The organism is Lysinibacillus sp. NPDC093190 (genome assembly GCF_050280425.1).
Classification (GTDB): Bacteria; Bacillota; Bacilli; order Bacillales_A; family Planococcaceae; genus Lysinibacillus.
The window spans coordinates 38,716-54,230 of sequence record NZ_JBNNVG010000008.1 but is presented as its reverse complement, the minus strand read 5'-3'; the positions used below and the strand labels follow the sequence as shown (position 1 = coordinate 54,230).

General features: G+C 36.5%; 12 protein-coding genes. 3 read left to right on the top strand and 9 right to left on the bottom strand.

All coding sequences use genetic code 11. From position 1 onward, the window contains the following. Nucleotides 1–48: 48 nt before the first annotated feature. The gene (locus ACQKOF_RS08645) at nucleotides 49–1,311 is read right to left on the bottom strand and encodes a dicarboxylate/amino acid:cation symporter (protein WP_427555526.1); all 1,263 of its coding nucleotides are present in this window, start codon (nucleotides 1,309–1,311) and stop codon (nucleotides 49–51) included. 287 nt (nucleotides 1,312–1,598) lie between these two features. Continuing rightward, entirely contained in the window at nucleotides 1,599–2,648 is a 1,050-nt protein-coding gene (locus tag ACQKOF_RS08640; protein WP_427555523.1) for a TRAP transporter substrate-binding protein, read from the bottom strand. Between the two features lie 112 nt (nucleotides 2,649–2,760). Between ACQKOF_RS08640 and ACQKOF_RS08635 the strand changes: the two genes are divergently transcribed. Both ACQKOF_RS08635 and ACQKOF_RS08630 read left to right on the top strand, forming a co-directional pair. After that, the gene (locus ACQKOF_RS08635) at nucleotides 2,761–4,341 is read left to right on the top strand and encodes an ATP-binding protein (RefSeq protein ID WP_427555769.1); all 1,581 of its coding nucleotides are present in this window, start codon (nucleotides 2,761–2,763) and stop codon (nucleotides 4,339–4,341) included. 212 nt (nucleotides 4,342–4,553) lie between these two features. Then, nucleotides 4,554–5,255 (top strand): response regulator, encoded by a 702-nt coding sequence (locus ACQKOF_RS08630; protein WP_427555521.1) that lies wholly within the window; start codon nucleotides 4,554–4,556, stop codon nucleotides 5,253–5,255. Nucleotides 5,256–5,300: 45 nt separating this feature from the next. Here the strand turns inward: ACQKOF_RS08630 and ACQKOF_RS08625 are convergent, their stop codons facing one another. Then, on the bottom strand, nucleotides 5,301–6,269 hold the full coding sequence (locus ACQKOF_RS08625; RefSeq protein ID WP_427555519.1) for a 4-hydroxy-3-methylbut-2-enyl diphosphate reductase: 969 nt from the start codon (nucleotides 6,267–6,269) through the stop codon (nucleotides 5,301–5,303). Between the two features lie 73 nt (nucleotides 6,270–6,342). Continuing rightward, nucleotides 6,343–6,888 (bottom strand): VrrA/YqfQ family protein, encoded by a 546-nt coding sequence (vrrA, locus tag ACQKOF_RS08620; RefSeq protein ID WP_427555516.1) that lies wholly within the window; start codon nucleotides 6,886–6,888, stop codon nucleotides 6,343–6,345. A 352-nt stretch (nucleotides 6,889–7,240) separates the two neighbouring features. Here vrrA and ACQKOF_RS08615 point away from each other — a divergent pair, with 352 nt between their 5' ends. Continuing rightward, nucleotides 7,241–8,929: a methyl-accepting chemotaxis protein gene (locus tag ACQKOF_RS08615; protein ID WP_427555513.1), complete on the top strand. Its 1,689-nt coding sequence runs from the start codon at nucleotides 7,241–7,243 to the stop codon at nucleotides 8,927–8,929. A 129-nt stretch (nucleotides 8,930–9,058) separates the two neighbouring features. On the opposite strand, the gene ACQKOF_RS08610 is transcribed toward ACQKOF_RS08615, so the two are convergent. The 5 genes from ACQKOF_RS08610 to ACQKOF_RS08590 form a co-directional block, all read right to left on the bottom strand. Further along, a complete protein-coding gene (locus ACQKOF_RS08610) occupies nucleotides 9,059–9,238 on the bottom strand; it encodes a FeoB-associated Cys-rich membrane protein (RefSeq protein WP_427555510.1) in 180 nt (59 codons plus the stop codon). A gap of 10 nt (nucleotides 9,239–9,248) precedes the next feature. Next, nucleotides 9,249–11,228: a ferrous iron transport protein B gene (gene feoB / locus ACQKOF_RS08605; protein ID WP_427555508.1), complete on the bottom strand. Its 1,980-nt coding sequence runs from the start codon at nucleotides 11,226–11,228 to the stop codon at nucleotides 9,249–9,251. Next, nucleotides 11,225–11,452, bottom strand: a complete 228-nt coding sequence (locus ACQKOF_RS08600) for a FeoA family protein (protein WP_427555505.1) — start codon at nucleotides 11,450–11,452, stop codon at nucleotides 11,225–11,227. The genes feoB and ACQKOF_RS08600 overlap by 4 nt, the downstream gene beginning before the upstream one ends. A 131-nt stretch (nucleotides 11,453–11,583) precedes the next feature. Then, nucleotides 11,584–12,288 (bottom strand): response regulator transcription factor, encoded by a 705-nt coding sequence (locus tag ACQKOF_RS08595; RefSeq protein WP_427555502.1) that lies wholly within the window; start codon nucleotides 12,286–12,288, stop codon nucleotides 11,584–11,586. A 143-nt stretch (nucleotides 12,289–12,431) separates the two neighbouring features. Then, nucleotides 12,432–15,152, bottom strand: coding sequence for a DUF4118 domain-containing protein (locus tag ACQKOF_RS08590; protein ID WP_427555499.1), 2,721 nt, complete (start codon nucleotides 15,150–15,152; stop codon nucleotides 12,432–12,434). Between the last annotated feature and the right edge of the window lie 363 nt (nucleotides 15,153–15,515).

Sequence of the window (15,515 nt, the reverse complement as noted above, 5' to 3'; positions counted from 1 at the left end):
GCTGACCGATCATGTGAAATTTTCACGTTCGGACAGCCTTTGATTTTATTATTGAGGTGTAACTTCTCCTGCAAGAGCACGTTTTTCCTGCTCTGGATCGAATTCTTTTTCCATTTTAGAAACGACAACTGTTGCTACACCATTACCAATTAAGTTTGTAACGGCGCGGGCTTCTGACATAAAGCGATCGACTCCGATTAAAAGTGCAATCCCTTCTACTGGAATCATAGGGAATGCTGCTAATGTTGCAGCGAGTGTAATAAAGCCTGAGCCTGTTACACCGGCCGCACCTTTTGATGTTAGCATTAAAATAGCAAGCAATGTAACTTGATGCCAAATATCTAAATCAACTCCATAAGCTTGTGCGATAAAAATAGCCGCCATGGATAAGTAAATGGATGTACCATCTAAGTTAAAGGAGTACCCTGTTGGAATGACAAGACCAACGACTTGTTTAGAGCAACCATAGTTTTCTAATTTGCGCATCATCGAAGGGAGTGCAGATTCTGATGATGATGTCCCAATAACGATAAAAATTTCATCTTTAATATATTTAATAAACTTAAAGATACTGAATCCAAAGTAACGTGTAATAAGACCAATAATGAATACGATAAAAATAAACATTGTAATATAAACGGAAAGCATTAAAAATCCTAAGTTTCCTAGTGATTTAAGACCGAAGTTTCCGATTGTGTAGCTCATAGCACCAAATGCCCCAATCGGTGAAACCTTCATGACCATATTAACAATTTTAAAGAATATATCTGCTACTTGTTCGAAAAATTTAATAACTGGTTTGGCTGGTTCACCAATAGCAGCAGCAGCTATGCCAAATAAAACAGCTGAGAATAAAACAGGTAATAACTCTCCATTTGCAAGTGCTCCGACAACATTATCAGGTATAATTTGCATAAAAAATGCACCAATACCATGCTCTGTAGCTGCTGCTGCCTCTGTATATTGGGAAACATCTGCACCGTTTGCAGCCGCTGTATTAAAGCCTTTACCAGGTTGTACAATATTGACAACGATTAAGCCGATTGCTAGTGCGAAAGTAGAGACAATTTCAAAATAGATTAATGCCTTCCCGCCAATTTTACCAACTTTTTTTACATCACCCATACTACCAATTCCAATAACAACTGTTAAGAAAATGATAGGAGCTATTAACATCTTAATTAATTTAATAAAAATATCTGCTAATATTTTCAACTTCGCTCCGAACTCTGGGAACGTAGCACCTACAATAATACCTAGCACAATAGCAATCAGTACTTGTACAGTTAAGTTTTTAAAATTTATACGCATAAAGTTCTCCCCTTACACTATTTATGAATATTATGTGAACGCTTTCGTGAGGTTATCATAGCTGAAATTTTCCGACAATAGTTTTTATGACCGTAAAGTTTCTATTGTTCATTTTGTTCATTTTTAGTTGAGGGATGAATAAAGCTAGTGATAACAAGGGTTTGTGGCTGTTTTATAGTAGTTTTATAATTTTGGAATCTATTATAATACAAAAGAAAAAATCCCCACGCTTGTGAGGATTTTATCATTAATGAACAAAAGTATTGATCCCGCAGTGAAGAAATACTTTAAGGGGAAACAATTTTTTCAATTTCCGATAAAACATCATTATTTTGTACATTGTTTCTATAAAAATCATAGACAGGTGCTAGTTTTTCTTTAAAGCGTTTGCGTTCCTTATTGCTCATCGTATAAATCTCAAAGTTATCCTGCTGCTCAAGTTTTTGCAAATCTTCTTTGTTTATTTCTACAGCTTGCTCAAATTGCCAGTCTGTTGTTTCTTTCATAGCCTCCATAATCTGTTTTTGAATTTTTAAAGGTAAGGACTTCCAAAACTTTTCATTAATTAAAACGGTGTATCCTAAAATGCCATGCTTTGTTAATGTCATATGCTTCTGTACTTTATAGAAACCTTTAGAATAAATATTGGACGCTGTGTTTTCTTGAGCATCGATGGCATTCGATTCTAAATCAGTGAATACCTCGCTGAAGGGAGTCGGGATTGGTGTAGCCCCAACAGCCTCGAATTGCTTTTCAAGAGTTTTACTTGGCATTGTACGGACACGTAAGCCTTTTAAATCTTCAAATGTTTGAATAGGGTGATCGACAGAGGTCAAATGTTTAAAGCCATTATGCCAAAAGCCCAGTCCTTTTATATGAAAAGATTTAAGCTCATTTAACAATTGTTCACCGATCGAACCTGTAAGAACCTCATGAACTTCATCATCTGTATTAAAAAGGTAAGGTAGATCGAGAACCTGCCAGTTTGGTATATAGGATGTCATCTTTGAAAAAGTAGGGATAATCATTTCTACTTGTCCATTTTGCAAAGCTTGAAACTCATTTTCATCATTAAACAAGGAGGAGTTTGGGTAGACGTGGACCTTTACCTCACCATTTGTTTTTTCCTCAACAAGCTCGGCGAATTTGCTTGCCGCCTGTCCTTTTGGTGTATTCTCCGCAACAACATGACTTAAATGAATCGTAATTTGTGTATCCAAGCCTTTTTGCTCATCGTCATAGGGGAGAGGCTTGGCGAATAGTAAGCCCTGTTGAACACCTATCGCTATCGTTAACAGTAAAACGGTTACTATTGTTCCAATAATAAATTTTTTCATCTATTACACCCAATTTATTCGTATTTTCTGATGTTTTTGTTATTCTAACATATGGAGTAAGCTAAAATATAGTAAGAGGGAGGCGTACATCTTGAAATTTCAAAAATTATCGATGAAGAGAAAAATTATGTCTCTGACTTTTTTTATTCTCATGCTCTCCTTTAGTATAGGTGGAACATTTTTGCTAGGGTTTGTCATGAATGAGCAAAAGGATAAGCTTGGAGATCAAGCTTTACTTGTGGCAAAAACAGTATCACAGCTTCCTGAGCTGAAAACTTACATTTCAAATAATAATTTTAACGAGGCTACGAAACACATAAATCCTGTAGTGGAAGAAATACGTGATATCAATGGCGCACAGTATATTGTTGCACTGGATATGCAAAGGCGCAAGTACTCACATCCAAATACAGAGGAGATCGGGCAAGTCTCGGAGTCAGGTGATCTAAACGCTGCATTTTCTGAGCATTATTATACATCCATCGCACATGGTGAGTATGGAGATATGGTACGAGCATTCGTCCCGATCATGAGTAAAGAAGGAAGACAAATAGGTGTAGTTGTAGTAGGCTATAGTGTTTTAACTGTTGCAGAGTTACTACAATCTATTCAAACAGAATTAATGATTACTATCTTATTGTCTCTTTTCTTTAGTGCATGGGGGGCCCATACTTTAGGGCTTCATATGAAAAAGCAAATGTTTGGGCTAGAGCCTCACGAAATTGCTAAAATGTATGTAGAACGAACAGAAACCTTTAACGCGATGCATGAAGGGATTATTGCTATTGATAATGACTTGACAATCACAATATTTAATGAAAAAGCATGTGAAATATTAGGTGTTCACAAACAAGCGTCAACATTAATAGGGAAGAAAATTTTTGACGTTTTACCTGATACACGATTACCGGAAATATTGGAGCTAGATCAACCTATTTTCAATCGTGAGCTCTATATTAATGATCATAGTATTATGAGTAATCGTATTCCTATACAAGTTAATGGGAAAACGGTTGGAGCTGTGGCCATGTTTAAGGATCGTACAGAAGTGAAAAAGCTTGCAGAGGAATTAACGGGTGTTAAGGCATTTGTACAAGCATTACGCGTACAAACACATGAGCATAAAAATAAATTGCACACAATTGCTGGTCTTTTACAGCTTGGACATCATAAACAAGCACTTTCTTACTTAACGCAAGTAAAAGAAGAACACGATGAAATTACAAACTTTCTAAATGAACGGATTAATAATGAAAATATTTCAGGGCTATTGCTTAGTAAAATTTCCTATGCAAAAGAACAGGGAATTCTACTGGAGATTGACAGAGAAAGCCGTTTGACAACATTTCCTAACAATCTAGATCATCATGATTTCGTTATTTTATTTGGTAACTTAATTGAAAATGCTTTTGATGCATTAAGGGATGTACAAATTGAAGAAAAAGTTATCCATGTTTCTGTTGATGAGGATGAGGATGTGTTGGCAATCTTAGTAACAGATAATGGTATAGGCATGACAAATGAAGTAAAGGCACATATTTTTGATAATGGCTATTCAACAAAAGAGAAAAAAGGTCGAGGCATTGGACTTTTTTTAATAAAAGAAATTGTACAAAAAGGAAAGGGAGAAATTGAAGTCATAAGTGAACCGAATAAAGGAACAAGCTTTTTAATAACTTTTTACCATACTTAATAGACTCATTACCAAAGCTGAGAATAAGGTTTGTTAAAACGTACACCTTTTGATTGGAGTAAAGAAGTCAAAATGGAAATCAACACTATGGGGAATTTAGTTGGAGTAGAAGCGAGAAATTCTATGGGAACAGTGTGGCGCTCTCTTAGATAGCTTCCTTAAGTAAATATTTGCACATAAAGAGATAGAACAGAGTGTATGGAGGACTAACAGTGACACAAACAAAGGTTTTATTAATAGAGGACGATCCAATGGTGCGAGAGGTTAATCGCCAATTTATTGAGAAGATAGCTGGATTTGAAGTAATTGGTCAAGCCTCAAATGGAGTTGAAGGGATTGCCCAAATTCGAAAACTTAAACCAGAATTAGTATTTATGGATATTTTCATGCCAGAGCAGGATGGAGTGACAAGCTTACGAAAAATTCGTGAACTCAAGTTACCAGTAGATGTAATTACGGTAACTGCTGCTAATGATATGGAAACTGTTAAACAGGTCCTGCATCTGGGCGTCTTTGATTATATTATGAAACCTTTTTCATTTGAACGAGTGCAAGGAACGCTTGAAAATTATTTGCGCTTCAAAAAGCAAATGCAACCGGAGCGTGAGCTAACACAAGGGGAGCTTGATCAGTTATTCCATTATCATGGTGGGCATAATGAGGTTCAGCAATCAAATGTCTTACGGTCAGAAAAAAGTTTACCTAAAGGTTTTAATCGTGCAACACTTGAGAAAGTTGTGCACTATTTGCAATCTGTAGAAGGAGCATCGGCAGAAGAAGTTGCCAGTGGCGTAGGTATTGCACGCGTAACAGCAAGACGATACTTAGATTATTTAGAGAAGCAAGAGGAAATTACGATGGATGTGCATTATGGTGGCATTGGTCGTCCAGTCAATTATTATTTTAGTAAATAATAAGAAATCCTGATTGTCAAAATAGACAATCAGGATTTTTTTTTGTTAGTAAGGCATAATTTTGTCAACAGGCTTTGGCGTTTTAATTTTAGGTAAAATTTTATCTAATGTAACTGTACGCTCAATGATATGTGTTGATTCATCATTTTCATCGAATTGATCAAGGAATGAAATAACCTCTTTTACAATGGGTGTTGGCGTTGAAGCACCTGCTGTAACGGCAACGGAATTAATTCCTTTTAACCATTCAATTTTCAGCTCAGAAACGTCTGCAATTCGATAAGATGGCGTCCCTGCTATTTCAACAGACACCTGCGTTAAACGATTCGAGTTATTGGATTTTGGGTCACCAACAACAATAAGTAAATCTGCTTCCCCAGCTTGCTGAGCAACGGCTTCTTGGCGTACCTGGGTTGCCAAACAAATCTCCTTATGCACTTCAATATGTGGGAATTTCTCTTTTAAACTATCCATTAAATGAGCGACATCCCATTGACTCATCGTCGTTTGATTCGTTACTAGTAATTTATCATTCGTTAAATTTAATGTATCAATATCAGTGGATGATTGCACTAAATGCACATGATCTGGTGCAACGCCAATTGCTCCCTCTGGCTCGGGATGGCCTTTTTTACCGATATATATAATATCATAGCCATTTGCTGATTTTTCACGAATTAAATCGTGTGTAACTGTTACGTCAGGACATGTAGCATCAATGGATACTAAGCCTTTTCGCTTCGCAATTTCACGAATTTCGGGTGAAACACCATGGGCTGTGAAAATAACAGTGCCAGTTTCAACTTGTTCAATAATTTCTAAACGATTCTCGCCATCTAAAGTGATGATGCCATCTTCTTCAAAGGCATCTGTAACATGTTTATTATGCACAATCATACCTAAAATGTAGATAGGTCTTGGTAATGTTTTATCGAGTGCGGCGTTTCGAGCGATGACCATCGCATCAACAACACCGTAGCAATAGCCACGTGGATTAATTTTTAATACTTGCATGGTTGTGACTCCTTTCAAGCTTACCTATCTACATTATAACGGACAGGGACGGCGAATACAAAGAAACCTTCATCTACATAGGCGGCTGGAATATACGTGGCTTAGATGGAAGTGGGTCAGGAGGAGTAAATGATGCATTTTGTCGAGACGCTTTTCGACTTTTAGTTGAACCTGCTCCTGCACTAGCTGCTGCTTCAGCTGCTACTGCTCCAGCACCTGCGGCAGCTCCTGCAGCAGGAAGACCTTGAAATCCTTTATACAATTTTAAAAGTGACGGAATATTTTTTACCATTGGCATTGCTTGCTGAATGTAAGGCGTATATGTTTTCGCTGAGTTAAATAAGCTATTCGCCTGCTGCAAAAATGAACCGATTTTTGAAGGTTCCTGCATTGATGGCATAGGCATTTGTCCTCCAAATGAACCTATTCCACTGGACATTGGAAAGCCACCCGGAATTCGTGGATTTGGGAAGCCTCCAGGCTGGAAAAAGGACTGCGGTGACATTTGTGGAGGTGTTGGCATTTGCATGGGCATTTGCATCGGCATTTGTTGCATGGGCATTTGCATGGGCATTCTCATGCCACCAGGATACATCGGGAACTGTGGTCTAAATACCATAACGATCTCCTTTCGATAGTGATTTAACATTGATGACATACCTGATTATAAATATGATATGCAGATGGGTAAGTTAGCGTTCGACACGCACAAATAAATAATTAGGGCGATTGTAAATGTATCTCACTATATTCTGGAAGGTTTACTTATTTCATATGTAGTTAATAAGTGGTAAAAAATTCTTAAAAACTACACATTTTTTTCACTTTTCCAGCCGTTTTGAAAGGTATAATAATTTGTTGTAAATCATCATTTTAGAAAAAGAAGATTATGATCCGAAATGTATTACATTAATGTAAATAAATTGATAAAATATTTTTTGATAGCAGGGGTTAAAAATAGGAGGTATTTTGTGACAATTAAAGTTAGAAGTATAGTGTCGTTTGGTCTTATTGTATTATTAGTTTTAGTTATGGGGATTTTTCAACAACAAAATGCCAAATCCCAACAAGAACAAGTACATTTGATAAAAGAAAAAACACTTCAAACGACGTTATTAGCAGATGAGATGAAGTTAGCAGTTGTGCAGGTTCAGCAGTTTTTGACTGATATTAGTGCAACAAGAGCACTCGATAATTTAGATGATGGATTTGAGCAAGCAGAAAAGTATAGTAAAATTTTTTATAAAGATTTAGAACAAGTGAAAAAAATGCATCCGGAAGACCAGGAAAGATTAGATGCGATTAAAGTAGCGTTTGATGAGTATTATAGTGCTGGTCAAAAAATGGCTAACAGCTATATTCAAGGCGGGCCTGAGCTAGGGAATAAAATGATGCTTGAATTTGATACTACATCCGTTGAGATTAATGACAAAGTAGATTTGTTTCAACAAGAAAACATTACAGACATGCAAAATTCTTTAGCACATGTTGAAACGCTTATCGATGATAATGAGCAGTGGTTCTTATGGATGTTCTGTATTATTTTAATGATTTGTATAGCGGTTGGGATTGTATTCGTACGTTCTATCGTTGTTCCCGTCAATAAGCTAACTTCTGCAGCAAAGGTAATTGCTAAAGGAGATTTATGTCAAAAGGATATTGAAGTCAGAACGAAGGATGAAATTAAAGATTTAGCAGATTCTTTTAATTTGATGAAATCTAATTTACATTCATTAATACATAGTATGACTGCAAATGTTGAGCATACAACATCAGCAGCTGAAGAGTTAGCAGCAAGTACAGATGAAATTTCAAATTCCTCTCATGATATTGCAAATCTTGTAGAGAGAATGGCAATTAGTGATCATCAAGCAGCTGTTACTGGTCGTGAAAGTTCGATAGCAATGGATGAAACTGCCCAAGGTGTTCAACGTATTGCAGAGGCTACTCAAATGCTTCATTCTAGAGCGGTAGATACACAATCTATTGCAAATGATGGTGAAAAAACGTTACATATCGCAGAAAACCAAATGTCGATTATCCAACAATCTTCAAATACAACAAATGAGCGAATTAAGATGCTAAGCACACAATCAGCTGAAATTGTTAATATTACGAAAGTAATTACTGACATTACTGAGCAAACAAATCTTCTAGCACTAAATGCTGCGATTGAGGCGGCTCGTGCAGGGGAGCATGGAAAAGGATTTGCAGTCGTGGCAGATGAAGTACGCAAATTAGCAGAGGAATCAAAAGCATCTGCTAATCAAATAGTGGATGTAATAGCACTTATTCAGCAAGAAACGAAGGAAGTAGAAAAGGCTGTAAGTGTAACAGTATTGAATGTAGATGAGGGTGCCACATTCATTCAGAATGCCCAAAATGCCTTTGATGGAATTTTAAAGGCGATTGGTGATATGACATCTCAGATTGAGGATGTGTCTGCTTCTACGCAGCAAATTTCTGCAAGTACTGAAGAAATGGCAGCATCGGTTAATGAAATGTCCTCTTCTTCCAATTATGCTGCACAGCAATCTGAAACAATAGCATCGACAATAGAAGAGCAAGCTGCGACTATTCAAGAAATAAATGCTGTTGCAAAGGCATTAAGTGCAGAAGCGGTGTCCGTGAAGGAAGAAATCAATAAATTTAAAATTTAAGAGGCTCATCACCATAATGAGGGATTGATTTCCGTCAAAGCCTTCCGTGTATAAAAGCTCACAAAAAAGCGAGGTAGTTTCCAAATGAATTAACCATTTGGAATTACCTCGCTATATTTTTCTACAAATTTATTTATGGGAAATATCTTTCAGTTTAGAAGGAGGGACACAAACGTTAGAAGAGCAACTCTTCTGTAATGAGCATGATGCGCATTTACCCTTCTTCTGTTTCTTAATGCTCTTATATAAGGTAATACCTGCATAGCCAAATATAATGCAACCGATTAAGATATTAATCAATAAAGTCATTCTTTACACCTCACATGAATAAGTTCCCGATACCATAAATCATAAGTGCAATAATATAAGCTACAACAAATGGATATATGGTTGCAAATAAAGTCCATTTCACAGACTGTGTTTCCCTTTTTATTGCGCCTACTGTGGCTAAACAAGGCATGTAAAGTAAAACAAAGGCCAAGAATGTATAGGCGCTTAAAGCAGTAAAATGAGTTGTCATTGTAGAGGATAAGACACCTTCACTTACGCCATAAATAATCGCCATTGTCGAAACAATTACTTCTTTTGCCAGGAATCCAGCAATAAGAGATGCACCGGCTTGCCATGTTCCAAAGCCAAGTGGGATAAACAACACACCAAAAGCGCCCCCAATAATTGCTAAAAAGCTGTCATCCATATTGACGTTAGCGCCATGTGGTCCTAAATAAGAAAGAAGCCAAATAATAACGGAGCCAGCAAAGATAATAGTACCAGCTTTGCGGAAAAATCCTTTCCCTTTTTCCCAAGTGGAACGCCAAAGTGTTTTAAGTTGTGGTACATGATAGGCTGGTAACTCAACAAAAAATACAGAGGTTTCATTTTTTAAAATTGTCATTGATAATATTTTTGTTACAATAAGCGCTATCACTATACCCATTACATAAAGGGAGAATACTACTAACGATTGATGTGCAGAAAAGAATGCTGCACCGAACAAAGCATATACAGGTAACCTTGCTGAGCAACTCATAAACGGCGCAACAAGAATTGTTAATAGTCGTTCTCTTGGCTGTTCAATTGTTCTCGCAGCCATTACACCTGGAACATTACATCCAAAGCTTACAATCATCGGAATAAAGGCTTTGCCGTTTAAACCGAAAAATTCCATAAGGCGATCCATCACAACAGCGATTCTCGCCATATACCCTGAATCTTCTAATAGAGAAATAAAGAAAAATAGTACAAAGATTTGCGGAATGAAAACTAAAACACCGCCAACACCTGCAATTATTCCATCACATATTAAATGAACAATAAAAGGAGCTGCACCAATAGCTTCTAATCCCTGAGTAACAGTATCTGTAAGAGGGCCTCCTACAATGCCATCTAGGAAATCAGAAAGTGGGGTACCGATCCACGCAAACGTTGCTTGAAACATTAAAAACATAAGCGCTAAGAAAATTGGAACACCTAAAATTGGATGTGTTAGAATTTTATCAATTTTCTCTGACCATTGTGTTTCACTTTTCTCTTGTATAATTACTTCGCTATAGATGTTAGAAATATATAAATCACGTTTTTTAGCAATAGTTTTATTTAATGGTTCACCTATTTGCTTCTCTAAAGCATCTCGTATTGAAGCTAGCTGTTCAAAGTATTCCTTCTCTTTCAAATAAGCGTCAACAGCGTCATTTCCCATTAAAAATTGAATCGTACACCATCTTCTTTGTTCTTCAGGAATATGCTGTAACAATGCTTCAATTTTTGCGATACCTTCTTCAATTAGATCATCATAGGTTAATGTAAAACGTTGTTGAGTATGATCTGAGGCTTGAATCGCGGCATAAATACCTTCGACACCTTTCCCAGTACGAGCGCTTATTGGAATAACAGGTACTCCTAGAGAACTCTGTAATTTTTCGACATCAATTGAAATGCCTTTCTTTTTCGCTACGTCTATCATATTTAAACAAATGAAAACAGGTTTTCTAAGTTCAAGTATATCTACAGTTAATTGCATATTTCGTTCGAAATTAGAGGCATCGATAATATTTAAAATTCCATCTACCTGATCTTCAAGTAAAAATGAAGTCACAACACTTTCATCTCTTGAAATCGGGTTAAGTGTATAGACACCAGGTAAATCAATAATTTCTTTTTGTAGTTTTTTTACTTGTCCTACTTTTTTTTCAACGGTTACACCACTCCAATTGCCAACGTATTCATACGAATTTGTCAACGTATTGAACAATGATGTTTTGCCGATATTGGGGTTTCCTATTAAAGCTAATCTATTCATACTTGTTCGACCTTTATATCCATTAAATCTTTTTTTCTAAGTCCGATTTTCTGTCCTTGGCATTCCAAAATACAAGCTCCAGAAAACCATCCTTTTTGGACCATACAAACTTGACAGCCTTCTTTTATACCAAAAGCATTTAATCGTTTACATAAAAGAGAGTCAATTTGCTGTAGATCTTTTACTGTAACTTTTTCTCCCAATTGAACCGCGTGAAGGTTCATAAGATCTACCTACTTTCTTGTGAGTGATAATCATTATCAAAAAAATCTTATCATTTTTTATCTAGTGTATCAATAATAAGTTTACTGTTGAAAGTAATATTGGAATAGCAGAGTTAAAGTAAAATCAAACCTTATTCTTCATCGTGACAACGAAGCATTCTATACCCAACGCGGACATGTGTCTGGATTAACTTTGGGTTAGCTGGATTGTTCTCTATTTTCTTTCGAAGAGTAGCCATAAAAACCCTTAGACTTGGAACATCCGATTGAAGTGCGTTGTGCCAAACTTCCTTTAAAATAAAATTATGCGTTAAAACTTTGCCGACATGCTTTGATAAAATAACCAAGAGCTTATATTCAATAGGCGTCAAATGTACTTCTTTTTTATTTACAAACACTGTATTTGCCGCATAGTTTATTTGTAAGTGACCATTTACAAAGACAGAAGGTTCATTTTCTTGCTGATGCTCAAACGACATTCTTCTCAAAGCTACTCGAATTCGGGCTAATAGCTCTTCAACACTGAAAGGCTTTGTAACATAATCGTCTGCACCGGCATCTAAAGCATTGATTTTATCGTACTCTTCGCCGCGTGCACTAACAACGATAATAGGTGTTTGAGTCCAGCTTCTAATTTTCGTTATAAGCTCGACGCCGTCTATGTCTGGTAGTCCTAAATCCAAAATAATAACGTCTGGATTCATGGCAAGAGCCTTTTGTAGAGCACTATGACCATCTCGTGCAATGTCGAATTCATACTGCTGAGTAGCTAATGTCATTTTAATTAAATTGCCAATGGCTATATCGTCTTCTACTACTAGAATTCGTTTATTCATCGAATTACACTACTCCTTTTTAGTTTATCACCATCGTGAAGGGTTGATTTCCGCTACGACTGAGCGCTTTCCTAGGGCGTCCGACTTATCCGAAGGAGTCGCCCAGTCTTCGCTTCAACCAACTCATATAGATGGCATACGTTTTAACAAATGTCATCCCCAACTTTTGATGATAAGTTTCCTTTTTTTAGAGCGAAATTAAAAACCGTTCCTTTTGGTCTATTATCCGAAACTGTTATTTCACTACCATGTAATTTTAAAATAGTTTGACATAGAGCTAAGCCTAATCCTAAGCCTCTTCGACTATCGCTACGCTGTACTTTTCCGGTAGTAAATGGCTCAAAAAGGCTGCTTTTTATAGCATCATCAATGCCCGGGCCATCATCTGCAATGCTAAAGTGTACGAAACGTTCAGATTCATTGACCTTTATAGTAATAACACTACCTGATGGTGTGTAAGTCAATGCATTATCAATAATATTAATTAGAACTTGAATAATCAGTCGTGCATCCATTACAGCAAATAAAAATTCTGGTTCAATATGATAGGATATTTCATGTGTATTGTTTAGACGAACAACATGCGTTAGTGCTTCTTGAATAATATCTTCTACAAGTTCCAATTGCATCTCCATTGCAAATTGTCCATCTTCTAACTTAGACACAGCAAGTAAGTTTTCAACCATTTGTACAAGCCATTTCGAATTTTTATAAATATCCTCATATATTTTGCTTTTTTCATCCTCACGAATTTGAGATGCACTGGATAGTAATATATCTGCATTACCGGAAATAGCAGTTAGTGGTGTTCTTAAATCATGAGAAACGGCGCGCAAAAGGTTTGCTCGCATTTGTTCCATTTCAGCTTCTCTAGCTACTTCTGCATTGAGTTTTTGTAAATACCATTTATCAAGTGCGAATGAAAAATCATTAATAATGGCATGCAAAATATTACGCTCAAATGCAGGTAATGGTGATTGCTTTGACAGGGCAATACCAATAACGCCTTTAACACTCCCATTTGAAATAACCGGTAAATAGTAGGCATTCACCTCAGGAAATATATCAGTGGATACGCCTGCTACATGCTTATTATTGATAACCCAGCTTACTACACCATGCTCATTCGGATTCTCAAAGAGGGAAGCTATCTTCTTATTTTCAATACTAGATATGCTCTCGGTACGGAAAAAAATAGAGTTCACAATTAAGTTATTTTCTATTTCAAAAAATTGTACTGGCTTTTCTACTAATTTAACGATTTGTGACATGCCTTCAGTAATAATTTCTTCTATTGACTTAGCATGTTGAAGCCTACGATTTGTATCAAGGAGCACCTCCATTCTATAAGATTTACGAACAGCTACAATGGTTTGCTCCTTTATTTTTTTCGTTAAGCTACTTGTAATCACTCCTGAAAGGAACATGATCACAAAGGTCATCGGATAGTCGCGATGATAGGCGTTAAATGAAAATCGTGGTTCTGTAAAAAAATAATTAAAAAGTAGTACGGCTATGATGGAGCTAATAATGCTCATCATCCATCCTGATGACCAAATGGCAAGAATTAAAACACCTAAAATGTAGATAGTGATAATGTTCGAGTCGCTGACACCAATTGTGTAAAAATATAGCCCGACAACTGATGCTATGCCAAACACTATAGCCATTTTTAATAAATCAAGCCATTCAAATGACAGCTTATTTTTTATAGTAGGGAAGTAGAATTGTTCGTTTTCCTGATCTGGCACTATATGTATGGCTAAATTCGGCACTAATTCGTTGAGTCGATCACTAATTTTTGTGTTTGGTCGCCACCATTTTTTTCTCATGCTAGTTCTACCGAGGACTAATTTGGTGACACCACTAATTTGTGCGTAGTTGGCAAGAGCAGCAGCTACATCATCTTCCTGAACGATTACGACATGACCGCCAAGCTGTTCAACAAGCTTTATATGCTGCTGAAGTCTTTCAGAATTTGCGTTATTCCTATCATGTTCATGTACGTTTTGTACGTAAAGAGCTGTAAATTTCCCGTGTAATGCCTGTGCTAGTCGCGCGGTAGTTCGAATAACCTTGGCATTTGTAGGAGAGCTACTAATACCAACAAGTAAATGCTCTTCGATTTGTACATGATGCTTGATAGATTCGTCGCTGTTTACCTGCTTATAGTTAATCGTATCAGCAGCTCTCCGTAGTGCAATTTCTCGAAGCGATACTAAATTTTGTTTACGAAAAAAAGATTGCAACGCTTTTTCAGCTTGTTGTCTTATATAAATTTTGCCTTCTAGTAGGCGCTGGATTAACTCATCTGGTTCAATATCGACAATTTTTATTTGTGCGGCTTGATCAATCAAATAATCTGGAATACGCTCTCGTACTTTTATCCCGGTTATTTCTTCTACTATATCGTGTAGGCTTTCAATATGTTGAATATTTACGGTTGTATAGACATGAATACCTTTTGCAAGTAATTCCTCTACATCTCCAAAACGTTTCTTGTGACGCATTGTTGGAACATTGGTATGTGCCAATTCATCAATAAGGACAATTTCCGGTTTGCGCTTCAGTACTTCATCAATATCTAATTCCTGAAAAGGTTTCCCTTTATAAATTATTTTTTTCGTAGGGACTTGCTCAAGTCCTTCGAGTAAAGCTAACGTATCTGGACGAGGATGTGGTTCTACATAGCCAACTACCACATCTTTACCAAGTTTTTGTGCTTGATGTGCTGCATCTAGCATTGCATAAGTTTTACCTACTCCAGCAGCATAACCAAGAAAAATCTTTAGCTTCCCTATAAATTGTTCTTCCTGTTGAAGCCTCGCTAAAAACGTCTCTGGAGTTGGACGTGTATTTTCCATCCTCTTTCACCTCATTTGTATTATAGCGTTATCTTCCATTAAGAAAGTATTAAGATTTTCCCTCTTTATAGTTTCTTAATAGGAAAAGCGATTTCCTAACACTACATTAATTTAAAAGTCAGTATGATGAGAGCATCCAAATTAGAGAAGGGGTGTTTCGATTGATGGACTTTTATATGATTGGCTTACTCATTATAAGCTTTACATGTCTAGATGCATTAACAGCTTGGTGCTACAAGTTAGTCGATGAAAAGTAAGGAGGAATAAAAAATGTGGATTGTTATGGGGATTGTACTTGTGTTCCTTTTTGGTTATCTAGGGCATGCATTACTTTATCCTGAAAACTATTAATAGGCTTATAGG

Bases quoted from the DNA above. Each gene is read 5' to 3' on its own strand.
- ACQKOF_RS08645 (WP_427555526.1), bottom strand. From the start codon at position 1,311: ATGCGTATAAATTTTAAAAACTTAACTGTACAAGTACTGATTGCTATT.
- ACQKOF_RS08640 (WP_427555523.1), bottom strand. From the start codon at position 2,648: ATGAAAAAATTTATTATTGGAACAATAGTAACCGTTTTACTGTTAACG.
- ACQKOF_RS08635 (WP_427555769.1), top strand. From the start codon at position 2,761: ATGAAGAGAAAAATTATGTCTCTGACTTTTTTTATTCTCATGCTCTCC.
- ACQKOF_RS08625 (WP_427555519.1), bottom strand. From the start codon at position 6,269: ATGCAAGTATTAAAAATTAATCCACGTGGCTATTGCTACGGTGTTGTT.
- vrrA (WP_427555516.1), bottom strand. From the start codon at position 6,888: ATGGTATTTAGACCACAGTTCCCGATGTATCCTGGTGGCATGAGAATG.
- ACQKOF_RS08610 (WP_427555510.1), bottom strand. From the start codon at position 9,238: ATGACTTTATTGATTAATATCTTAATCGGTTGCATTATATTTGGCTAT.
- feoB (WP_427555508.1), bottom strand. From the start codon at position 11,228: ATGAATAGATTAGCTTTAATAGGAAACCCCAATATCGGCAAAACATCA.
- ACQKOF_RS08600 (WP_427555505.1), bottom strand. From the start codon at position 11,452: ATGAACCTTCACGCGGTTCAATTGGGAGAAAAAGTTACAGTAAAAGAT.
- ACQKOF_RS08595 (WP_427555502.1), bottom strand. From the start codon at position 12,288: ATGAATAAACGAATTCTAGTAGTAGAAGACGATATAGCCATTGGCAAT.
- ACQKOF_RS08590 (WP_427555499.1), bottom strand. From the start codon at position 15,152: ATGGAAAATACACGTCCAACTCCAGAGACGTTTTTAGCGAGGCTTCAA.